This window comes from Hyphomicrobium sp. (genome assembly GCF_009026145.1).
GTDB lineage: Bacteria > Pseudomonadota > Alphaproteobacteria > Rhizobiales > Hyphomicrobiaceae > Hyphomicrobium_A.
Genome location: NZ_WBUE01000008.1, coordinates 122,054 through 144,661, shown reverse-complemented (window position 1 = coordinate 144,661; position 22,608 = coordinate 122,054). Strand labels below are relative to the sequence as shown.

17 protein-coding genes are annotated in these 22,608 nt (G+C 66.6%); 5 read left to right on the top strand and 12 right to left on the bottom strand.

What is annotated here, in order from left to right:
* Positions 1 to 9: 9 nt before the first annotated feature.
* A complete protein-coding gene (locus F9K20_RS09095) occupies positions 10 to 1,455 on the bottom strand; it encodes a TMEM143 family protein (protein WP_291000235.1) in 1,446 nt (481 codons plus the stop codon).
* 396 nt (positions 1,456 to 1,851) lie between these two features.
* Between F9K20_RS09095 and F9K20_RS09090 the strand changes: the two genes are divergently transcribed.
* Complete coding sequence (locus F9K20_RS09090) at positions 1,852 to 3,189, top strand: DnaJ domain-containing protein (RefSeq protein WP_291000232.1); 1,338 nt, start codon at positions 1,852 to 1,854, stop codon at positions 3,187 to 3,189.
* Between the two features lie 44 nt (positions 3,190 to 3,233).
* On the opposite strand, the gene F9K20_RS09085 is transcribed toward F9K20_RS09090, so the two are convergent.
* On the bottom strand, positions 3,234 to 3,707 hold the full coding sequence (locus F9K20_RS09085; protein ID WP_291000229.1) for a polymer-forming cytoskeletal protein: 474 nt from the start codon (positions 3,705 to 3,707) through the stop codon (positions 3,234 to 3,236).
* Between the two features lie 181 nt (positions 3,708 to 3,888).
* Here F9K20_RS09085 and F9K20_RS09080 point away from each other — a divergent pair, with 181 nt between their 5' ends.
* Positions 3,889 to 4,560, top strand: a complete 672-nt coding sequence (locus F9K20_RS09080) for a protein-L-isoaspartate(D-aspartate) O-methyltransferase (RefSeq protein WP_291000226.1) — start codon at positions 3,889 to 3,891, stop codon at positions 4,558 to 4,560.
* A 9-nt stretch (positions 4,561 to 4,569) separates the two neighbouring features.
* Here F9K20_RS09080 and F9K20_RS09075 read toward each other — a convergent pair whose 3' ends face one another.
* The 8 genes from F9K20_RS09075 to ahcY all read right to left on the bottom strand — a co-directional run bounded on the left by F9K20_RS09075 (position 4,570) and on the right by ahcY (position 18,865).
* Positions 4,570 to 4,962: a hypothetical protein gene (locus F9K20_RS09075; protein WP_291000223.1), complete on the bottom strand. Its 393-nt coding sequence runs from the start codon at positions 4,960 to 4,962 to the stop codon at positions 4,570 to 4,572.
* Between the two features lie 97 nt (positions 4,963 to 5,059).
* Complete coding sequence (gene trxA / locus F9K20_RS09070; RefSeq protein ID WP_291000220.1) at positions 5,060 to 5,383, bottom strand: thioredoxin; 324 nt, start codon at positions 5,381 to 5,383, stop codon at positions 5,060 to 5,062.
* 65 nt (positions 5,384 to 5,448) lie between these two features.
* Positions 5,449 to 9,027, bottom strand: coding sequence for a double-strand break repair helicase AddA (gene addA, locus F9K20_RS09065; protein ID WP_291000216.1), 3,579 nt, complete (start codon positions 9,025 to 9,027; stop codon positions 5,449 to 5,451).
* Positions 9,024 to 12,158, bottom strand: a complete 3,135-nt coding sequence (addB, locus tag F9K20_RS09060; protein ID WP_291000213.1) for a double-strand break repair protein AddB — start codon at positions 12,156 to 12,158, stop codon at positions 9,024 to 9,026. Before addB ends, addA begins: the two co-directional genes overlap by 4 nt.
* Before the next feature lie 31 nt (positions 12,159 to 12,189).
* On the bottom strand, positions 12,190 to 12,927 hold the full coding sequence (locus F9K20_RS09055; RefSeq protein ID WP_291000210.1) for a nucleotidyltransferase family protein: 738 nt from the start codon (positions 12,925 to 12,927) through the stop codon (positions 12,190 to 12,192).
* Positions 12,928 to 12,942: 15 nt separating this feature from the next.
* On the bottom strand, positions 12,943 to 14,496 hold the full coding sequence (gene tsaE / locus F9K20_RS09050) for a tRNA (adenosine(37)-N6)-threonylcarbamoyltransferase complex ATPase subunit type 1 TsaE (RefSeq protein WP_291000207.1): 1,554 nt from the start codon (positions 14,494 to 14,496) through the stop codon (positions 12,943 to 12,945).
* Between the two features lie 12 nt (positions 14,497 to 14,508).
* Positions 14,509 to 16,989: a PAS domain-containing sensor histidine kinase gene (locus tag F9K20_RS09045; protein WP_291000204.1), complete on the bottom strand. Its 2,481-nt coding sequence runs from the start codon at positions 16,987 to 16,989 to the stop codon at positions 14,509 to 14,511.
* 472 nt (positions 16,990 to 17,461) lie between these two features.
* Positions 17,462 to 18,865, bottom strand: a complete 1,404-nt coding sequence (ahcY, locus tag F9K20_RS09040) for an adenosylhomocysteinase (protein ID WP_291000202.1) — start codon at positions 18,863 to 18,865, stop codon at positions 17,462 to 17,464.
* A gap of 249 nt (positions 18,866 to 19,114) precedes the next feature.
* Here ahcY and F9K20_RS09035 point away from each other — a divergent pair, with 249 nt between their 5' ends.
* From F9K20_RS09035 to F9K20_RS09025, 3 genes are all read left to right on the top strand, one after another.
* On the top strand, positions 19,115 to 19,705 hold the full coding sequence (locus F9K20_RS09035) for a Panacea domain-containing protein (protein ID WP_291000199.1): 591 nt from the start codon (positions 19,115 to 19,117) through the stop codon (positions 19,703 to 19,705).
* Positions 19,686 to 19,934: a hypothetical protein gene (locus F9K20_RS09030; protein WP_291000196.1), complete on the top strand. Its 249-nt coding sequence runs from the start codon at positions 19,686 to 19,688 to the stop codon at positions 19,932 to 19,934. Before F9K20_RS09035 ends, F9K20_RS09030 begins: the two co-directional genes overlap by 20 nt.
* Before the next feature lie 358 nt (positions 19,935 to 20,292).
* Positions 20,293 to 21,717, top strand: coding sequence for a pilus assembly protein (locus F9K20_RS09025; RefSeq protein WP_291000193.1), 1,425 nt, complete (start codon positions 20,293 to 20,295; stop codon positions 21,715 to 21,717).
* A 45-nt stretch (positions 21,718 to 21,762) separates the two neighbouring features.
* On the opposite strand, the gene F9K20_RS09020 is transcribed toward F9K20_RS09025, so the two are convergent.
* Entirely contained in the window at positions 21,763 to 22,068 is a 306-nt protein-coding gene (locus F9K20_RS09020) for an HPr family phosphocarrier protein (protein WP_291000190.1), read from the bottom strand.
* Between the two features lie 2 nt (positions 22,069 to 22,070).
* Positions 22,071 to 22,481, bottom strand: coding sequence for a PTS sugar transporter subunit IIA (locus tag F9K20_RS09015; RefSeq protein WP_291000187.1), 411 nt, complete (start codon positions 22,479 to 22,481; stop codon positions 22,071 to 22,073).
* Positions 22,482 to 22,608: the final 127 nt, after the last annotated feature.

Below are 22,608 nucleotides of genomic sequence, written 5' to 3'. Positions count from 1 at the left end.
GCGGGCAGCTCACGCGGTGCGCTCCGGATTGCCTTCGAACTCCATGCCCTCGGCGCTCACCGGCTCGGGGAGCTCGTCGAGGAAGGCGTCCCACTTCTTGTCGATGTGCAAGGCGCCCTCCTTGGGCGGCAGCGCTGAGAGCCGGCCATCGGGCTGCTCGGTGACGATGCCGTCGGCGATCAGCCGCTCGAGCGCGTCGGTGATGTCGAAATCGACGCTGACCCCGAAGCTCGACGCGAGATACTGCTCGATCGCCGCGTCGATGTCGGGAATGTCCTGGCGCCGTGCATTCTCCTTGGTGAGCACGGCGTAGAGCAGCATCTCTTCCTTGATGTCCTCCTCGGCAGCGCGCGCCGCGAGCTTCAGCATTACGCCGCGATTATCGGCCATGGCGTGGAAGTAGAGGTTCTGCGCCATCACCACCATGTAGCGCTGCTTCTGGTTCATGAAGTTGATGGCCTGGCGGAAGGCAATGCCGCCGAGACCGACAAGCGCGCCGGCGGCCGCGATCGGGTTGGAGGCCAGAAGGGCGATCTTGCCGGCTGCGCTCACGGTGCCGAGCGTGAGGCCGCCGCCCGCCGTCGCGCCGAGCCGCAGCTTGTCATAGAAGCGAAAGCGCACGCGCGTGTTGGGGAACACCATCTCGAGGTCGCTCCTCGGGATGTTCTTGAACAACTTCATATATATGCAGGATTCCTTGACCTCGCGCGGAATGCTCTCGCGCGAGCGCCTGACGACCTTCTCGGCTTCGCGCCGGCTGAGCTTCTTGGCCTGCATCACCTCGCGCACGCACGTGTCGAACGGCTTCAGCTTGAACAGCAGGAACAGCCGCTGGAAGATAGGAACTTCGAACTGCTCGCGCAGGTAGAACTTGTGCCAGCGCCGGCGCTCGTCGCGCCGCGTGGAGGCGCCACGATAGTAGAGCAGCACCTCCTCGAAGGCGTCGAGGTCGACGTGCAGATCGAGCCCGTAAGCGGAATCGCGCGTCAGGATCTGCTCCACATCGTTGTGGTCGATCTGCACGTAATTGGCCTGCTTGAGGATGCGCTGCATCCCCTCCACGACGCGCCCCTGCATTACGGCTCGCTCGTTCGCCGTGAACGTGCGCGTCAGCAACAGGTCACTGTCGGGGCTGAACGGCTCGTAGGTCTCCTCGAGCTCGTGCAGCTGCGCGTTGTACTGCTGGCGGCGCCAGTGATCGAGGTAGCGGAAAAAGCGACGCGCTTCCTTGGCCTGGCCCCCAGGCCAGGCGGTGGGCGAGGTGAGGCGGTCGAGGAGGGCAAAGCGGGTGACGGGGATGAAATGCTCGCGACGGCGCGCGCTTTCCGGCATCACGGCATCGAAGGCGGAGACCGTGCTCTGCTGCGTCTCGGCGGTCGGAGCGTTTGCCGTCATTCGGGCGAAGAGGCCGTTTGCGGCGGTGGGCGGCGCAGCCTGCACGTCGGTCGAAGACATGGTCGGGCTCCCCTCATTCACGCAACGCGGGCGAATGCCACCTAGCGCGGGTGCCCAAAATTGCACCGGCGCGCCCAGGCTCTTCTAGGGTGGAAGTGCTTGGATTGTCGAGACTAGCCGGGTGCAACCGGCAATTTTTGGGCGCCCTTGTGGCGCCGCGCACGCCGTGCCTCGCGCCGGGCGGGCGAAGTGGCCGGCATGGGTGCGATATCCAACCAATTCTTTGCGTTGATAAGCCGCTTGCTCGCCACAGTCGCGCCCTTGTTCACCATAAGAACACAACTGTGCGTACCAACATGAGAGGGCATAGCGGTGCGTGGAGTTTCCCGCTTTTTTTGCGCGTTGAGCCTGGGCTTGCTGCTACTTTTTCCGGCTGATGCCCGCGAGCGTCTTGTGATGCCGTTTGCGTGTGGCGTCGAGGGTGGACAGGTTCGCCTGTCACCCGCCGCGGAGACGAGCTACGGCATCGTCGATGGACGCGACGAGCAGACCGTCACAACCTGCACCCGCTCGAACTTGGCCGGCTGCCGCACCGTGATGGTCCACAAATTCACCATCTCCTGCAACGGTTCCACCGTGGCCTGGATGCGCGTCGCCGCCGCCATCCGCAGCGCCGCCGCCAATCGGGCGTGGATCGAGAACGGCCGGCTCAACCTCGTGATGCCATCGCGCGGTGCCCCCGAGACCCCAGCTCCCTGCACCAGCGCCGCGCGGGCAAGTGGAATTGAACGTCGCGTCGTCCTGAGCGGCGACTGCCTGCCATGGTCGCGCAACGCCGCGTTCGAGCATCTGGTGCTGCCCGACGGGTTTGCACCGGTCGGCGAGCTCGGCGCGCGACTGATGATCGGTGCTGCCGCCGACGAGGCGGTCGTAGCCGATGCCGCAGTCGAACTGGTCGCCCTGGCGCCGCAGCTCACGCAGGTAGCGATGACGGACGCCGAGATCGCCATCGCCAAGGCCGATCCCAATGCCGTGCTCGAGCCGGGCGCGCCGCGCGATACGTTCGAGACCGCACTCGAGCCGGATCCCGCGAGCGACGACTGGATCACCGTCGTGCATGCGGGGGCCGACGAGCCGGTGCTGCCGGCGGAGCAACACGTTGCGCGCACCTGGGCCTGGCTGCTCGTCATCGCCTCTTCCGCAGTCATCGTATTGCTGCTGGCCATGCGCCTGGTGCCGCTCGTGCGCGCGCGCTCGGCGCGTGCCACCGCCTTGAGCCTTGCCAACAGCGATCTTTCGCTCGCCAATGCGTCCGTGGCGGTCGCTGCGCTGCTGCAGCAGACGGAGACGGCGACGTGGCAGCTCAAAGGGGCGGGTCCCTTGCGCGAGGTGCTGCAGGGTGAGCTCGACCACGTGCGCGAGCGACTTGCCAATATCGAGAAGCTTGTCGTCAAAGGCGAGCTGGCGCCCGACAAGTCAGCGCTGCAGTTCCGCGCCCTCGTGCGCGAGCTCGAGCGCATTCGGCGCATCGTCGACAGCGCGCTGGCGAGCCTGTCGAACACGAAGAAGACGACGACGCTGCCGCGCACCGCCAGCGAGGCTTACGAGGTGTTGGGCGTCAACGCCGAGGTGAGCGCCGGCGTGTTGAAGAAGATCGTCGATGCGCTGCGCATGAGCTGGCACCCCGACCACGCGCGCGATGCCGACGACCGAGTGCTGCGCGAGGACCGGATACGGCAGATCAACATTGCGTGGGAGCTTATCAACGGGAAGCAGAAGCGCGAGGCCGCCTAAGGAGCGGCTTCGCGTTCATTGGGGTAAGCTCGAGGGAGCTTAGTTCAGCCGTAGGCGTGCGCCTGGGCATCGGGAGAATCGAGCTGCGGTGCGATCTCGGCGGCGTTGGTCACCTTGCGCGAGCGCCCATCAAAGCTGGCGCCCTGCTCGATGGTCAGCGTCTGGCTGTGAATATCACCTTCGACCTGCGCGCTAGGGTGCAGCACGACATGGGCACCGAGAATGGCCCCATGAACCTGCCCGAAGACCCGGACGCTGTCGGCGGCGATCGAGCCGTTCACCACCGCCTGCTCGCCAACCACCAGCTCGGCGCAGTGCAGATCGGCGGCAATGGCACCGTTTACGCGCAGCGAACCTTTGCAGCGCACGGTGATAGACTGTCCCTCGATGGACATGTCCTTGCCGATGACGGATTCGGCCGCGCGTCCCGACGAACCGGCGGGGGCCGGTAGCGTTGTGACCTCGGCTGGAACGACGGTGAGCGACTTCTTCGGATCGGGCTTACGCTGGAACACCATGACTGTCTCCCTCGGCTTATGATCCAGCCCCAGGAAGGCGCGCCGACGTGGTGGAATTATGATGAATCCGCGATTGGATGAGCGCAGGGTACACATTTCACGCGGCATAGCGACCCGACGCTTTCTGCGCCACACCCTCCTTGTCGTGCTGTTGCCGCTCTCGGTCATGGGGCCCGCCGGCATGATTTCCGCGCAGGAGTTTCGCGCCGAGGAGCGGCACAAGATGGTGGAGGAGGTCGTCTGGCTGGCGCGTGTCGCCGCCGAGACCGGACGCCCGGTGCTGGACGAGCGCGTGCTGGCCGCGATGCGCAAGGTTCCGCGTCATGAGTTCGTCCCAGCGGATCAGAAGCGCCTCGCCTATCGCAACCGGCCGCTGCCGATCGGCGAAGGGCAGACGATCTCGCAACCCTACATCGTGGCGCTGATGACCGATCTGCTGCAGCTCGAGCCCGGTGACAAGGTGCTCGAGATCGGCACCGGCTGCGGCTATCAAGCGGCCGTGCTGGCGGAGATCGCCGGCGAGGTCTACACCATCGAGATTATCGACAGCCTCGGCCGCGCGGCCGCCGCGACGCTGAAACGGCTCGGCTATGCAAACGTGCACACGCGCATCGGCGACGGCTACAAGGGCTGGCCCGAGGCGGCGCCTTTCGATGCCATCATCGTCACCGCCGCCCCCGACCATATTCCGCCGGCGCTGGTCGAACAGCTGAAGCCCACGGGACGCATGGTTATTCCGGTCGGCGGGCTGTCGCAGGAGCTCATGGTGGTGAAGAAGAACGCCGACGGCTCGACGCTCAACGAGCAGATCGTGCCGGTGCGCTTCGTGCCGCTCACGCGCGATAAGGAATGAGCGCGGCGCCTACTGCCATCTCCAGGTGATGTCCGCCTGCCTATACTCGGTCGCACGCTCGAAGGACTTCTTGTCCATGCGGTCGAGCTCGGTGCCGTTGTCATCGTAGACGTGCACGGTACCGTCGATGTTGAGCTTCTTGTTGCCGATCTCGCATTCATAGGGAACGGCGCGTGCGCCGCCGAGATTTAGCCAGTAGCCGCCGAAGCGAAAGCCGACGCAGTTGAGCTCTTCTGCCTTCAGCTTTTGTACCTTGAGCTCGGCTAGGACCTCGTTGACCAGCGCTTGGTTGTCCTGCAGCTGGTCGATTACTTCCTCGAGCGTGATGCTTCCGCCGCCGTCGGCGCAGGCAGAGCCGACACCGAACAGCGAGCAAACCAGCGTGATGGGTAGCCAGCGCATCGAACCCTCCAGCGGACGAGCTAGAAGCATAGCACCCCAAAACGCCGACGGCCCCGACAAGCGGGGCCGTCCGTTGATTTAGATTGTCGCCGCGCCTCTAGGCGACCGAGGAATTGATCCAGTCCTCGAGCTTCTTCTTCTGCACCAGGGCGCCGGTGTGCTGCGCCGTCACCTGGCCGTTCTTGAACAGGATCAGGGTCGGCATGGCGCGGATGCCATATTTGCCGGTGACGGCCGGGTTCTGGTCGACGTCGAGCTTCACGACCTTGACCTTGCCCTGCATCTCCTTGGCGACCTGCTCGAGCGCCGGGGCCATGGCCTTGCAGGGGCCGCACCATTCCGCAAAAAAGTCCACGAGAACCGGCTCCGTGGACTTCAAAACCTCCTGCTCGAAGGTGTTGTCGGACACTGCATTTGCCATCGTATTTTTCTCCTTTCGAGGCGCACTTCCCGCGGCTCGCGGCTGGCGCCTCTTCGAGCGGGAAGTTAGGAATGGCCCCCGCGAGCGTCAAGGTGACATACGTCCAGATCAAAGAGGCGCCCGGTGTAGGCGTCGAGCAGCGCATCGGGGATGGTCATGATTCGCGGCCCGTCGGTCCACAGAAGCGCGGTTCTGACGCGGCGTCCTGCATAAATTTCGCGCAATGCCATGCGGTAGGCGGCGAGCTGAAATAGGTAAGCCGGTGCAACCTGTTCCACCTTGGTGGGGGGCGGCCGGTTGGTCTTGTAGTCGACGATCAGCACCTCATCGCCGAGGTCGACCAAGCGATCGAGCTGGCCGATCAGCTTGAGGGGAGGGCCCTTGCGCTGAGGGTTCGGGATGAGGGCGACGATCGGCACCTCGGCGCGGCTCTGCGGGCCGAACAACGCTGCGAACTCGGGCGCGGTCAATATCGCCAGTGTTTCCTTCGCGATGCTGCAGCGTACGCTGGGTGAGAGTGCGTTGCCGCGCGTCTCCAGGAAGCCAGCCGCGGCATTCTCCCAACCGGACGCCGGCAGCGTCGGCAGATGCTGCAGCAGCGCGTGCGTCAGCGTTCCGCGCAAGAAGCGATGGTCGCTTATCCGCGCAGCGGGAGGCGGGACCGGTGGCTCCTCTTCTGCGGGGCGGCGATAGGAGGGCTGAGAGGGAAGAGGCTCGCCCGCATCGTCCGGCGCGTAGGCTTCGAGCCGCGAGGGCGCCAGCGGGATCGACAAGGCGGCCTCGCGCGGTGCCGGATTGGTCGCCCATGCGGGCAATTGGGCGGCCGCCGCCTCCTGCTTGTGGGTGGCATCGCGGCGCTTCGGCGGCACCGACTGCGGCTGCATGCGCCGCTGCACGGGCATGCCGTCGGCGCCTTGCGCCTGCTCGAGCACGTCGCGCAGCCCTCCGCTGATCAGCTCGTACCAGCACCCGGCCGATTGCCCGTTCTTGCCCTCGAAGCCGGTGATGTAGAGCCGGTCGCGGGCACGCGTCATGGCTACGTAGAGAAGCCGGTTGCGCTCCTCGGTCTCGCGCTGCGCGCGGGCGCGCCGCGCGGCGCTGATCGCGGCGTGGCCGCTGGTGCCCTTGACGCTCCACACGAACGGCGTGCCGTCGGCGCCTTCGGGCAGCTCCAGGTTGTCGATGTCGAGCAGCGAGGTAATGGGTCCGCCTGTAGCGGTGGAGCAGGTATCGGGTAGGAACACGATCGGCGCCTCGAGACCCTTGGCGCCGTGCACCGTCATCACGCGCACCTCGTCGCGCCCGTGCTCCATGTCGCGCTTCACCTCGCGATCCACCTCCCGCAGGTGGGCAAGAAAGCCGGTGAGCGATGGCGCCACGGCGTCGTCGTAAGCGAGCGCGAGGTTGAGGAACTCGTCGATCGGGTCGGCGGCCTCGGCGCCGAGCCGTGCCAAGAGCTTGGCGCGGCCGCCTTCGCGGTCGAGGATGGAGGCGAAGAATTCGAACGGTGGGACGAAGTCGGCGCGCGAGCGCCAGCGCTTCAGCGCGTCGGCGGCAACCCGATAGCGCTCATCGTCGCCGGCGTGGTCGATGAGCGATTTCCACAGCGTACTCTTACGCCCCGCGGCGAGCGCGAGCAGGTCGTCATCGTCCAAGCCGATGAGCGGGCTCTTCAACACCTCCGCGAGCGCGAGATCGTCCTCTGGCAAGGTCAGGAAGTCGCCGAGCGACATGAGATCCTCGACCGCGATCTGCTCGGAAAGCCGCAGCCGGTCGGCGCCGGCCACCTGGATGCCGCGCGCCTTCAGGGCGGCGACCATCGGCCCGGCGAACGGGCGGCGCTTGCGTACGAGGATAAGGATGTCGCCGGCGCGCACCGGACGGCCCTCCGACGCCAGCATCTCGCCCTCGTCCAGCCAGCGACGGATGGTCGTCGCGATGCGGTCGGCCAGCCGTTCGGCGGGGGCGCGGCCGCTCTTCTCCTCGAGCGGCGACCAGGGATCGGCGCTCGCGTCCGCGTCGGGAACCTCCGTCGGCCACACCTCGATGAGCCCGCCGTGGCCCAGGCGATGCACCGCGTGGCGGACGACGGCCGCCTCGGTGGTGAGGCCGGGAGTCCGCGTGCCATCGGCGAAGACGCGGTCGACGGCGTCGAGCACCGGCGCCACGGTGCGGAACGACAGATCGAGCGGAATGCGCCGCCAGGAACCGTTGCCGCTGAGCGCGGCGAAACGCGCCCCCATCTCGGCAAACTGATGCGGGGCGGCGCCCTGAAAGCTGTAGATCGACTGCTTCTCGTCGCCCACGGCAAACAGCGTGCGTATGTTCTCGTGCTGGCCGCCGCCGGTGAAGAACTCGCGCGCTAAGGCCTCGACGATCTGCCACTGCTCGGGGCTCGTATCCTGCGCCTCGTCGACGAGGATATGATCGATGCCGCGGTCGAGCTTGAACATGACCCAGGCGGCGAGTTCCTGTCCGCTAAGCAGGAACACGCTCTTGGAGATGAGGTCGTCGTAATCGAGGGCGGCGCGGCGGCGCTTGGCGAGCGTGTAGCGCTGCAGCACAGCGCCGGCGAGGCGGTGCAGAGCAATGGTGGCGGTGATGGCGCGCAATCCGCGGCGCTCCTCGGCCAGGGCCGTGAAACGAGCCTGGGCGGTGGCGAAGGCTGCGTCGAGCTCAGGGTACCCGGCCGCGATGGCCTTGGTCATCAGGCGCTTGCGTGGGCCGCTGTCGGTGCAAAAGTAGTCCTCCAAGGCGGCGGCGCGCGCCGCGCTCGAGGGTGCCGCCAGCGCGGCCGCGATCGACTGCGCGAGGTTCTGATCGCTCGCGGTGCCGCCGCTGAGGGCATCGCGCAGGCGAGAAAGCTCGGCGTCGCCGACGACGTCGGCCATGTCGCTCTCGATGTCGTCGATGCTCGCCTCCGCGCGCACGCCGAAGCTGCGCCGATAAACGCTTTCGAGCCCCGCCAACTCGTCGGTGTGCTCGCCGAGGTCGATGCGAAGCGCGCTGTCGAGCCAGCGGCGTTGGCGCAAAGCGGCGCGCAACACCTCGTCGAACCTGTCCTCGGCCGCATAGGGAATGACCGCCTCGAGCGCCTGCCTTTGCGACGGCGATGATCCGTCCGTCGCCTCGCGCAGCGTGATGTCGGTGGCCTCGCGCAGCAGGGCGTTGGCCGTGGTGTCATCGAGCACGGAAAAGCCCGGCGCCACGTCGGCCTCGAGCGGGAAGCGCTGCAGGAGGCGCTCGCAGAAGGAGTGGATGGTCTGCACCTTGAGGCCGCCGGGGGTTTCGATCGCCACCGCGAACAGCGTGCGCGCGTACGCGACCTCGTCGATCGATGCGGGGCGGTCGCACAGGTCGCCGAGCTGCGCCGCCAGCTCGGCATCCGGCAGCGTCACCCACTGCGCCAGCGTGTCGAACACGCGCTTGGCCATCTCGGCGGCGGCGGCCTTGGTGTAGGTGAGGCAGAGGAGGCGCTCCGGCTTGGTGCCCGCCAGCATCAGGCGCAGCACGCGCTGCGTCAGCACATGCGTCTTGCCGGTGCCGGCATTGGCGCTGACCCAGACGGAGGCGCGCGGGTCGGCGGCGTCGCGCTGCGCGCGGCGCGTGCGTTCGGCATCGGTCTCGGCGCGGCGCATGCTCATGTCACCACCACCTCGTCCTCGCCCGGCACCGCCCACTCGGCGACGCGGGCAAGGTGCGCGTAGTCATCGTAGTCGTAGTCGAAACGGGCGCGCCGCAGCGCCCTGTAGGGCGTTGCCTCATCGTCAAAGCGGGCGACGAGCTTGGCGAGGCTGGCCAGCGCGGCCCCGGCAAGCTCAGCAACGTCCCCGGCTGCGACAAGGCGGTCTTCGCCCGGCGGCTCGGCGCCGGTGGCGCGCACGTAGCGCAGTCCGGTGACCGGCGCACGCGGCACGCCGGCAAAGCCCGATTCGCCGAGCGCGATGGCGGCTTCCAGGGGCAGCTGCGGCTTCAATCCGTCGGCGATGTGCCTGTCGATGGGAACGCTGCCGGTCTTGTAGTCGGTGATGACGATGCCGCGCTCGGTGAGGTCGATGCGGTCGGCGCGCGCCGACAGCGTGAACGGCCCCGCCGGCGCGTCGATGACGAGCTGGCCGGACACCTCGGCCACTACGCGCTGAACGTTCTTGCGGCGTGCGGGCTCGCTCTCCGCGAACCACTGCGCGAAGCGCTGAAAGCGCGGCAGCCAGAAGGCGGCGACGCGTGGATTGTGCACATAGGCTTCGAGAGCGTCGCGCGCGATGCGCATCAGCTCGGCATTCGCATCGGCCGGTAGATGCTCGGGGAACGCCGCGGCAAAGCGGCTCATGATGTCGTGCACCACGTTGCCGCGCAGCGCGGCGTTGGGGTCGGCGCCGAGCGCCGGCAGCTTGTCGAGCCCCAAGATGTCGCGCGCGAAGATCGCATAGGGATTGGAAAGCCACGTCTCGACGCGCGTCACGCTCATATTGCGCGGCCGCAAGGCGAGCGGCGGCCGTGGCTCGGGCGCGCCGATGCGTCGGCGCTCGCCGGTATTATCGCGGGCACGCGCCCAGCCGAGCCACGGCTGATCCGGCTTCAGCGCGTCGCTCAATCCGAGACCGGCGAGCAGTGCTTCGAGGCGCATCAGCCAGCGCGACGGCACCGTCGGCACGCCGTCGATCTTCTCGGCGCGGGTGATGTAGACGCGGGGTGCGCCGAGCAGCGAGGTAAAATCGTGTGCTGCATAGCCGATCTTTTCCTCCGGCGAGGGAAGGCCGATCTCGGCGCGCATCGGGCGGTTCAGCCAGGGCCCCGGGTCGGCGGCCTCCGGCCAGGTGCCGTCGTTGAGCGAGCCCAGGATCACGACGTCGGTCTGCTGCAGGCGCGCTTCGAACGGTCCCCAGATGGAGAGGCGCGGATGCACGGCGACGCGCGGGCGCACGTTCTCCCCGACGATGAGGCTGCGATAAAGATCGGCGTAGTCGGCCGCCGCGATCTTGAGGTCGGGGAGCTGCGGGTCGATGAGCCCGGCGAAGAAATCGGCGGCGGCGGTGCCGGCTTCCTCGCGCCACAACGGCGAGCCGGCTTCGGATGCTTCCGCCTCTGGCAGCCGGCATACGGCTTCGGCCACGGCAACATGCGCGCTGGCGATCGCTTGCAGCGACTGCTCGCCCTTGTGCACGAATACTTTGAGCAGCGGCGCGAATGTGGCCTGTAGCCGTGCGATGAGCTCGTGCGCCCCTTTCCAGTCATCCGGCCATAGGCGGCGCACGGCCATCTGCCGTCGGCGTCCCACGGCAACGCTCTCCTCGGCGCGCGCCAGGGCATCGGCGATGCCATCGAGGCCGCGGCCGAGATAGACATCGCGAAAGGCGGCGATCTCCAGCGCGCGGGCGGCGCGGCGCACGGCGAACGCATCGAGCCCGAGACGGGTCAATGGGTGCTTCAACAGCGCCATGACGGCGTCCGGCGCGAAGTCCTCGGCTGCAGCCGCAATGACGAGGTCGAGGAAGGTGCCCGGCGGCGTCTTGGCGAACGGGCGCCCTGCCGAATCGTCGACGCGGATGCCCCACGCTTCGAGGCGCACGGCAACGCGGCGGGCAAGCAGCCGGTCGGGCGAGACGAGCGCCGCAGTGCGCCCCGGCGTTTCGGCCGCCTCGCGCAGAATGAGCGCAACGGTCTCGGCTTCGTCCTGCGCCGACGGCGCCTCGATGAGGCTGACGCCGGCGAGCGCGCGACGCACCTCGGCGCGGTCGGCGGCGGCAATATACTGCTGCCACAGGCCCGTCTTGCCCGACGGGCGCATCGTCTCGGTAATGAGCGCCTCGCGTCCGGCCAGTGCCCCCGCAAGCTCGGCGCCCGGTAGAACTTGCACCGCGCCGCGCTCGATGCCGAGCGCGCCGAGCAGCTTGTGGAAGCCAAACTGCGGATGCTCGGGGTGCTCGGCGATGGCCGCCCAGCTTTCCGCATCGAGATGCAGATCGAGGCCTGGCAGCACGATGGCGCCGTTCGGCAGGCGCGCGACCGCCGCCATCAGCGCCACCGTCGTCGGCACCGAGCCGGTGACGCCGGCGACGATCACCGGCCCCGCGGGAGGTGTCGCAGCGAGACGCTCGGCCTCGGCGAGGATGGCGCGATTGCGGCGCATGGCCGGCGACAGGAGCTTCTTCTCGGCGAGGTATGCGGGCCAGAAGGCGGTGATGATCTGCAAGAACTCGAGCGTGTCCTGCCAATGCGCCGAGTGCTCGTCCGGCACTAGCGCGGCGAGACCGTCGAGCGGCACGTTCTCGGTCTCCACCATGTCCATGAGGCGGGCGAGCTCGGCGGCAAGATGCGCCGCCTGCGCCGGCGTGTTGGCGCCCGCCGCCGCGCGGTCGGCGAGGTGGGCGGCGTCGCCATCGCCCTTGCGCATGGTCTGCGACCAGCGCTGCACCAGCATGGTCAGCACCAGCCGGCGCTCGATCTCGCTCACCGCCGGCGCTAAGTCGAGCGCGTCGGACCCGAGCGTGCCGGGGCTGGCGAGGCCGGCCAGCAGGTTCATGTCCTCCTCGCTGGCCGAGATCGGCCGGATTTGCGGCAGCGTCATCGCGCCACCGCCGGATGCGGCAAGGAAGGCCTCCTGCATGGCGCGCGTGGCGCGCCGCGTCGGCAGCAGCAGCTTGATATCGGGAAGGTCGAGCGGGTCGGGTGCGCTCCCGCCGGGCGCGGGAAGATCGCCTTTGAGGATCGCGCTGGCGACCGCCTCGAGGAACGGCCGTCCGGCCGGGACCGTGAAGACGCGCGTGCCACGCATCCGGTCCCCGCCGGTGCCAGCCGCAGCGCTCTCAGGCGACGTCCTCACTCTCGATCCACCTTTCCGCCTCGATCAAGGCTTCCGGCGTTCCGACGTGCATCCACAGCCCATCGAGGCGGATGCCGAACAGTCTGCCATTGTCGATCGCGGCATCCCACAGCTGGTTGATCGAAAACGGCCCTTGCGGCGCGCCTTCGAACATGCGCGGGTGCGCGATCGACACGCCGGTGAACACGAACGGCACCATCTGCCGCTCGCCGCGGCGCTCGAGGCGCCCGTCCTTGTCCATGGCGAAATCCCCCGGCCCCTCGTATCCGAGGCTCGTGGCCGCGGATGCGAGCAGCATGAGGCTGTCCATGATGTCGGGGTTCCACACGGAAAACAGCCGTTCGAGATTGGATCCGACGCCCTCGATCCACACCGAGTCGGAGTTGTGAATCAAGAACGGCTCCGGCCCGAGCAGCGGCAAGGCCTTGGTAACGCCGCCGCCAGTGTCGAGAAGCTGTTGGCGCTCATCGGAAATCAGGATTTGCGGCCGCTTGCGCTGGCGCACGTGCGCTTCCAGCTTGTCGGCGCAGTAGTGCACGTTGACCACGGCGCGGCCGACGCCGGCGGCCGCGATGCGGTCGAGCACGTGGTCGATCAGCGGGCGCCCCCTGAGGCGCACCATCGGCTTGGGGATGTCCTTGGTCAGCGGCAGCATGCGCTTGCCCATGCCGCCGGCGAGCACCATTGCCGCCTGGGGGCGCCAGCTCGACGATGTGCTCATGGATGCGCTCCCTGCTCAGGCCAGGGGAATGTTGCGTGCGTCGGCGGGAAAGTGCCGATCGTACCAGCGCTTGAGACCGGCCAGCTGCGGATGGGAAAGATCACGATCGAGATACCGCCACAGGCGTGGGATGTGATGCAGATATCCGAATTTGCCGTCACGCTTGGCCAGCCGCGCGAAGATGCCGACGATCTTGGTGTTGCGCTGAGCGCCGAGCGCGGCATAGGCGAAGGTGAAAGCGTCACGATCGAACCCTGTTCGGCGCGCGGTGACGCCGGCACAGTAGTGGTCGAACAGTGCCGCTTCAAGCTCGGGTGCCACATCGACGCGCGCATCCTGCAACAGAGAGACGAGGTCATAGGCGGCGGGGCCGCGCATGGCATCCTGAAAGTCGATCACCCCGACGCGTGCAATGCCTTGACGCTCGGGCAGCCATAGAAGATTGGGTGAGTGGTAGTCGCGCAACACCCACGCGGCGGGCATTTTGGCCAGCTCGACGAACACCTCGGCCCACAGGCCGACGAACTCGGCCCGCTCTTGCCTGGGAACGACGCCCCCGCGCAGCGCCGGCCAATACCAGTCGACGAGCAACTCCGTCTCGATGGCCATGGCGCCCCTGTCGTAGGCGGCAACATGATGCTCGCCGCCGCCGGCCACCGGCAACGTCTGCGGGGCCGGGGCATCCTGCAGGGCGACGAGCGCGTCGGTCGCAGCCTGCCACAGCGTCGCCTGATCGGTGGCCCCCGTTTCGACCTCGCGGCCGAACACGCGATCGCCGAGGTCGTCGAGCAACAGGAACCCGTTGTCGAGATCCTGGGCGTGGATGCGCGGCACGGTGAGGCCGGCCGCGTGCAACGCATTGGCGACGGCCACGAACGGGCGGACATCTTCGGCCAGATGCGCCAGGCGGCTATAGGGCAGCCCATTGCGGATGGCCGGCCCGTCCGGCTGGCGCGGCCAATCCATGAGAATGGCGCCGGGGCGCGGCCCGCGCAGCAGGCGCGCATAGCGGCGCACGGAAGCATCGCCCTGCAGGTAGCGCAGCTCGCAGGACGCGCCATTGGTGCCGCCCCCGCCACCACCGCCGCCGATGAGCGAGCGCATGGCGACGAAGCGCTTGAGACGCGCCTCCCAATCGCCATGCCCGATCAGCGTCACGCGCCGGCTCGCTCCCTCGCCGTTGTCGTCGAGGCGCACCTCGAGCCGGCTCGCCGGCAGCAGCGCGCCCGCGTGCTCAGGCCACTCGACGATGGCGATGCCATTCTTGAGCGCCAGATCGAGGCCCAGCTCTTCGATCTCCGATGGCGCACCGAGCCGATAAAGGTCGAAATGCGCCACCGGCATGCGCGGCGTCGCGTAGGTCTGCACCAGCGTGAAGGTCGGGCTGGGGATCTCCTCGTCCTTGTTGCCGGCCAGGGCATGGATGATGGCGCGGGCGAGCGTCGTCTTGCCGGCGCCGAGCTCGCCGCTCAGCGCGATGAGGTCGCCGCGGCGGGCGACGAAGGCGAGGTCTTCGCCCAGGCGGACAAGCTGGGGCTCGGTGACGCGGTCGATTACGTGTGAGGCCATATACGGTTCACTTCAGGCACGGCTGCCAGTGGCCGATAGCGGGCCCTCGGGGCCTTCTTGGGGCAGCCCTTGGGCTGCTTTATCAGGCCGGCCCTGGACGGGAAGGCGCACAGTGACGCGCGTGCCGCGTCCCGGCTCGGATTCGAGCGATACGGTGCCGCCGTGCAGCTCGACGAGGCTCTTGACGATCGTGAGCCCGAGCCCCGCGCCGCGATGGCCGGAACCGTGGCTGCGGCTCTCGAAGCGGTCGAAGACCTTCCACTGCTCCTCCTTGGGAATGCCGACACCCTGGTCCTCGACGGTGAACACCATCATCGCGCCCTCGCGCCGGCAGGTGATGCCGATGGTGTCCCCCGGCTTGGAGAAGCCGACGGCGTTCGACAGCAGGTTGAAAAGGATCTGCCGCACGCGCGCTTCGTCGGCGATGAACTGGGTGGCGTCCTCGGCGACGGCGATATGCAGCGACAATCGCGCCCGCTGGGCGGCTTCGCGCACACCGAGGATGGCGGCGTCTATCACCGCGGGAACGTCGACGCGGCCCTGCTTCAGCTCCATGGTGCCGGCATCCATGGTCGCCAGGGTCAGGATGTCGTCGATGATGGCGAGCAGCGTCTTCGAGGAGGCGGAGATGTCGCCGAGATACTCCTGCTGCTTTTCGTTCAGCGTGCCGATGTGCGGATTGCCGAGCAGGTCGCTGAAGCCGATGATGTTGGTGAGCGGCGTGCGCAGCTCGTACGACACGTGGCTGATGAACGCGTTCTTCATGCGGTCGGCGGCGACGAGCGCTTCGTTGCGCTCCTCCAGCGCGCGTTCGTAGCGCTTGCTGTCGGTGACGTCGGCGAAGGTCATCAGCGTGGCACCGTCGGGGAGCGGCATCACCACATAGTCGATGATGCTGCCGTCGGGGCGCAGCATCTGGCCGCCGAACTCCTCGCGCTGCTCGGAGAACGAGGTCACGGCGCGGCTGAGAGGCGCCCAGGTCTGCGCATCCTCGTAGTGCTCGCGTGCCTGCAAAATGAACTCGTCGATATGCGGCTCCTCGGCGAGCGCCCGCCGCGACAGCTGCCAGATCCCGGCCAACGCCGAGTTGAACAGCTTCAGGCGCCCATCGGTGCCGAACACGGCGACACCTTCCTTGAGGCTGTCGAGTGTTTCGCGCTGTACGCCGATGAGGACATTGTAGTCGCGTTCGAGCGCGAGACGCTCGGTATCGTCGACGAACAGGTACGTGATGCCACCGTCCGAGCGCTTCTCGGCCAGCACCTGCAGCGTGCGGCCATCGGGCAGCAGCCAGGTGTCGTCCTCGACGGCGGCATCGCCGTAGCTGGCGAGGATCTTGGATCTCCACTCGGAGTAATTGATGACTTGTGGCAAGCGCCCCAGCTCGCGCAGCCGGTCGAGGACGGCGCCCTCGGTGGGCCGCGTCTTCAGCCAATCCTCGTCCAGCTGCCACAGCTTGCGATAGGCCTCGTTGAAGAACACGAGCTGCTGCTGCGCGTTGAAGATGGCGACGGCGGTGGCGACGCGGTCGAGCGTGCGATCGTAGGGAACCGCCTGCCGCTCCAGCTCGCCTTGCGTTTTCTCGATGGCCAAAACGTCGACGGCGGCGGCAGCGGTCGCGTCCTCGAAGGGCAGCACCGTCACGTCGTGCGGCCGGCGCTCGCCGCCGACGATGAGCGGCAGGCGCCCGCGGTAGCTTTCCCCGCGCGCCAGCACGCGGGCCGCAGCGCGGCGCTGGCGCTGCTCCAGAAGCTCGATCTGGCGCTCCTGCACCTCGGCGCGGCTGCGCGCCTCCACCGCCCGCACGTAGGCGTTGTTGACCCAGGTGAGGCGCCCGTCCTTGCCTCGCAGCCACACCGGTATCGGCAGCGCATCGAGCAGCGCGCGGCTGGCGCGCACCTCGCGCGCCAGCCGCTGATGCTGGGCGAGGACGCGGGCGACCTCGTCGCGGTGCCCGGCCACATCGCGAAAGCGCAGCACGGCGCGTCCGCCGGCGGTGCGCCCCTCGGCCTCGACGTGCGCTCCGGCGATGCTGCGCACGATGATGTTGAAGGGCTGGCCGGAGGTGAACAGGGCATCGATGGCCGGCTTCAAGGTCGCCGCCGAGCTCGGCTCCAGCCACTGCCCAAAGCGCAGGAACTTTTCCGGTGTCTCCGGGAGGCCGGGGATGTCCTTGAGGGTGTGGGCGACGACACGCAGCGGCTGGTTCTGCTCCCAGAACAAGAGGATCTGCGGCTCGGAGCGAATGATGGAATCGGCCGCGGCGAGGCTGCGCTTCAAGCCGGCCGCCTCGGCCACCGCTTGGCGCTCCTCGCGCTTGGCGCGCACTACCGTCAAGGCGATCAACGCGGCGATAAACAGGGCGATGCCGCCGACGAGGCCGATGGCGGCAACCGGCTGCGTGCCGAGCAGCGGCAACGGCAGCGCGCCGCCGGCGACGATGCCGGCCGCCAGGACGAGCACGCAGGCAAGGCTCGCGCCGACGAGCGCCATGAGCTCGCGCGATTTTCCTGCCGATCGTTTGCTAGGGGCAGCTTGCATCGGGGTCCGTCGAATGCAGGGGGAACCCGAGGCCTTGCAACGCAACGAGCAACGGACAAAGGCCCGGCGGTATCGCCCCCGCAGGGGAGCGAATCACGTCGAATTATGGGGAGTGGCGTCGGGCGTGGCCAGCACGCGCGGCCTACCGGAGGCCGTCCTGCGGCATTTGCCGGCGAGGTGCTGCCGGTAAGCCGCATTCGGACACCTGGAAAGGGTGGTGCTCCTCCTAGCGGTCATCCCGGCGCAGGCCGGGATCCACGCAAGTTTCAACGGGTGACTGCGTCGGTGGGGCACTCCACGTCACCGCCGCGCCGGCGGACGCTGGCGTGGATGCTGGCCTTCGCCGGCATGACGGTTTCGATGAGGCCCCGCACGGCCATCATGCTCGGCTCGTTCCGAGGGTCGCCAGGGCTAAAGGAGCAAATCAGTAGCGGTAGTGGTCCGACTTATACGGGCCCTCGGTCTTGACGCCGATGTAGGCTGCTTGCTCGGGCGTCAGCTTGGTGAGCTTGACGCCGATCTTGTCGAGGTGCAGGCGCGCGACCTTCTCGTCGAGATGCTTGGGCAACGTGTAGACCTTCTTCTCGTACTTGCCGGCGCTGGTCCACAGCTCCATCTGCGCCAGCGTCTGGTTGGTGAACGACGCCGACATGACAAACGAGGGATGCCCCATGGCGTTGCCGAGGTTCACCAAGCGCCCCTCCGACAACAGGATGATGCGCTTGCCGTCGGGGAACTCGATTTCGTCGACCTGCGGCTTGATGTTGTGCCACTTGAAGTTCTTGAGGCCCGCGACCTCGATCTCGTTGTCGAAGTGGCCGATGTTGGCGACGATGGCGCGGTCCTTCATGGCCCGCATGTGCTCGGTCTTGATCACGTCCTTGTTGCCGGTAGCGGTGACGAAGATGTCGGCGCGCGGCGCGGCATCCTCCATGGTCACCACCTCGTAGCCTTCCATCGCTGCCTGCAGGGCGCAGATCGGGTCGATCTCGGAGACGAGCACGCGGCAGCCGGCGTTGCGCAGTGAGGCGGCCGACCCTTTGCCGACGTCGCCGAAGCCGGCGACCATCGCCACCTTGCCGGCCATCATCACGTCGGTGCCGCGGCGGATGCCGTCGACGAGCGATTCGCGGCAGCCGTAGAGATTGTCGAACTTCGACTTGGTCACCGAGTCGTTGACGTTGATGGCCGGGAACAGCAACTCGCCGCGCTTCTGCATCTCATAGAGGCGGTGCACACCCGTCGTCGTCTCCTCGGAGACGCCCTTGATGTTCTTGGCCAGCTCGGCGAACCAGCCGGGCTTCTCCTGCAGCGTGCGCTTGATGAGGTCGAACAGCACCGTCTCCTCCTCGGAGCCGGGCTTGTCGAGGAAGGCAACATCGCCCTTCTCGGCCCTGAGGCCGAGGTGGACGAGCAGGGTGGCGTCGCCGCCGTCATCGAGGATGAGGTTGGGCGTGCCGCCGTCGCCCCATTCGAGGATGCGACGCGTGAAGTCCCAGTACTCCTTCAGCGTCTCGCCCTTGAAGGCGAACACCGGAATGCCGGCGGCGGCGATGGCGGCGGCGGCGTGGTCTTGCGTCGAATAGATGTTGCAGGAGGCCCAGCGGATGTCGGCCCCGAGTGCGGCCAGCGTCTCGATCAGCACCGCCGTCTGGATGGTCATGTGCAGCGAGCCGGCGATGCGCGCGCCCTTCAAAGGCTGCTTGGCGCCGAACTCGGCCCGCGTGGCCATCAGGCCGGGCATCTCCGTCTCGGCGATGGCGATCTCCTTGCGCCCCCAATCGGCGAGGCTGATGTCCTTCACGACGAAGTCGGCGGGCTTACCCATGGGCTTGATCCCTTACGGCTGGGGCGCCTTTAGGCGGCGCGCGCGGGTGCGGCCGAAGCCGCTTCATGCGCCGTTCTAGCGAGCCCCGGCGGCGGCCGCAACAAAGATATAAACAAGTCCTTATATGTCCGTCGGCGACAAACGTGTGTGAGCCGTTTGCTCCGATTCAAAAAGTCTGCAAGGGTCAGTCGCGCCGAAAGACCCAACAATGTTCTTGATTTGTTCACGTAGGCATGCATTGGAGCGGGTATGGAGGAAGGCATCCAATTCGACCGGGAGAAGTTCAAGGACGTAGTCCACTACGTCGTCGAATACGTGTGCGCCAGCCTCGGGACAGAGGTGCTCGGGAATACGAAGCTCCATAAGGTCCTCTATTACTCAGATGTCCTGAGGTATCTCGACACGGGCCATCCGCTCACTGGCGTGGAGTATCAGCGTCAGAAGTTCGGCCCGACCGCTCGCCACTTGACTTGGGCCCTAAAGGAGCTTGAAGCCGAGGGTCGGGTGTCTGTCAGCAAGCGGAACTATTACGGCTACCAAAAGAGCGAGTATCAATCTCTCGCCAAACCCAATCTCGACAGGCTGTCGAAAAACGACACTGCTCTAATCGAGCACGTGATTGCTTTTATCTGCACAAAGACGGCCGTCGAAATCAGCGACTTCAGTCACGATGAGGTTTGGGCGTCGGTGCCCATGGGCGAGACAATCCCGTACTACGCATCTCTTTCGATGTTCCCGACCGAGATCACAGATGAGGACGTGGAGTCCGCCGCAGACGAAGCAGTACGTCTAGCGCCAATGATCGAGGCCGAGCAGCGTCGTGGGCGTCGTATTCACTGATATTGCGATGCAGGCTCTCAAGAACATCCGTAAGGATGACACTGAGCGTTGGCGATTGGCGATCATCGGAAAGCTACAAAGCGACAACGTCTTCAATCATTGCCGCCGCCTTCCCAGGCCGGACGGCAAGGCGGTCTATCTGTATGTGATGCAAGACCTGCACATAACTTTTGAAGACGGACCGGACGAAAGAACGGTCTGGAATGTCACGAGCGTCCCTCGGCCTTAGCCCTTTTGTCTAACTTCTTTGGGCTCGCTGCCGCTGCCGAGGCGCTCAAATGTGGTCCTCGGCAGGCAGGTCCTCGGGGCATCGTGCCGTCTCGTTGATTTGGCGGACGGTCATCGGCGGCTTCCCTCGGCTATCTGTCCAGAACTCTAGCCGATTTCGCATTGGGCGCGGTCGATGGACGGCCGCCTGAAGTCCTCGTGCGCGCATATATGCGCCAATACTGCATGTAACGAAATAACTCCGTAAATAACCTTTCATTAGGCAACAATAATAAATTTTAGCGCTTTTAAGAACTTTCAATAGTTGGCCGACCCATATTGCCGAAAACAAAAACGAATACTTCGCAGGAGAGGCGAGAATGCGCAGTTTCCTTGAGCGCCGCGCGCGTGCGCGCGGGCCGGCGGGCCGGTTCCGCGATGACGCGTCCGGCAACGTCGCCATCGTGTTTGCCCTCGTTGCCGTGGTTCTCATGCTGGCCATCGGCGCGGCCGTCGATGTCGGCCGCTGGCTGCATGCACGCGACCAGACGGTAGCGGCCATTGATGCGGCCGTGCTCGCCGGCGGTCGCGCCTTGCAGGTCAACAGCAACGACAAGGCCGCCGCCATCGCCGCGGCGGAGAAGTACTACAACGAGAACGTCACCTCGCGCCTGCCGGTCATCGACGACACGGTGAGCTTCGCCGTGGCCGACGACGGCATGGGCATGACCGCCTCGGGCAGCGCCTACATCAAGACGCCGTTCCTGAGTTTCACCAAGTTCGTCGGCATGCCGGCCATCGACAAGCTGCCGCTGCTCAGCACCTCGGAGACCGAGTTCGCCAAGTCGCAGATCGCCGTCGGCGGCAACGGCGGCGAGAACATCGAGGTCTCCGTGATGCTCGACGTCACCGGCTCCATGGCCGGGCAAAAGCTGCAGGATTTGAAGGACGCGGCCTCGGACCTGGTCAACATCATCATCTGGGATGATCAGAGCAAATACACCTCGAAGGTGGCACTGGTGCCGTTCTCCGAGGACATCCGGCTGCCGACCACGGCAGCACTGAACGCAGCGCGCGGTACCAGCCTGCCTACCAAGAAGACGATCGGCAGCGGGTGGAACCAGCAGACTTATTACCTGTCTGATTGCGTCGTCGAGCGCATCGGAACGTACAAGTACACCGACGATGCACCGGGCACCGGCAAGTACGTGCTCGGCCACTACACGACGAGCTACACGGGCTCGGGCAACAACCGGAAGGGCGTGTGCAGCGTTCCCTCGAACGCCCCCGTGCAGCCGCTGACGAGCGAAAAGACGACCCTGCTCAACAAGATCAGCGCCTTGGGCGCCTCGGGCGGCACGGCAGGCCATCTCGGCACCGCCTGGGCGTGGTATACGCTGTCACCGAACTGGAACAACTTGTGGACGTCCAATGCGGCGGCGGCCTACGGCACGGCGGATCTGCGCAAGATCGCCATCCTGATGACCGACGGCGAGTACAACACGCAATACACCTCGGAAGGCATCCGGGCCGGACAGAACTGGTGGGGCAGCTCGTGCACCGATGCCGCCAACGGCTGCTCGACCGATCAGGCGCGCGCCTTGTGCTCAGCGATGAAGGCGAAAGGCATCACGATTTACACGGTTGGCTTCGAACTCGGCGGCAGCAACTCGAGCGCCTACCAGACGCTGTATCAGTGTGCGACCGACCCGACCAAGTTCTACAACGCCGACGATGGCGAGGAGCTGAAGCAAGCCTTCCGCGACATCGCGCTGAAGCTCTCCTCGCTGTACCTGTCGAAATAGAGTGGACGCTAACGGGCGAGGGAGCGCGGCAACGCGCTCCCGTTTTCATGCATCTTCGATGCAGTCTTCGCCGAAGCCGTCCTCGACGAGGGCGATCAGCGCCTGCAGCGCCTCGGGTCCCTGCGGCCCCTGCGCCGTCATGTGCAGCGTCGAGCCGGGGCCGGCCGCCAGCATCATGAGCCCCATGATCGACGTGCCGCCCACCGCGTGACCGTCACGCGTAACGGTAACGGTGGCATCGAAGCTCTCGGCGCATTTCACGAACTTGGCCGAGGCGCGCGCATGCAGGCCCTTGCGGTTGCGAATCGTGACGACCGCCTCGGGACGCGTGCTGTCCTTGATCTCTGGCATCCTTAGGCAGAACCTTCGCCCGACAGCTCCTGACTGGCGACCTTGATGTACTTGCGGCCCGCCTCGCGCGCGCTGAGAACGGCGTCGGCGAGCGGCATCTCGCTGCGCACGCTGGCGAGCTTGACGAGGATCGGCAGGTTGATGCCGGCGATGACCTCGACGTTGGCCTCGTCCATTACCGAGATGGCGAGATTGGATGGCGTGCCGCCGAACATGTCGGTGAGCACGATAACACCGTCGCCCGTGTCCGTGCGGTGGATGGCATCGACGATCTGCCCGCGCCGCACGGCGGCATCGTCGTCGGGGCCAATGGAGACTGTCTCCAGCTGCGCCTGGGGTCCCACCACGTGCTCGAGCGCCGAGCGGAATTCTAGCGCCAGCCCGCAATGCGTGACGATGACAAGTCCGATCATGAATTAGAGCCGATCTCGTCTTTTGCCCGGTCCACGACGGAGTGCAGGCTTGAGCGTGGGGATCGTTGACTGCGGCTTCCCTAGCTGGGGGAGCCCGTTGGCGGCGCGGCAGAATTTACAAGTGTTC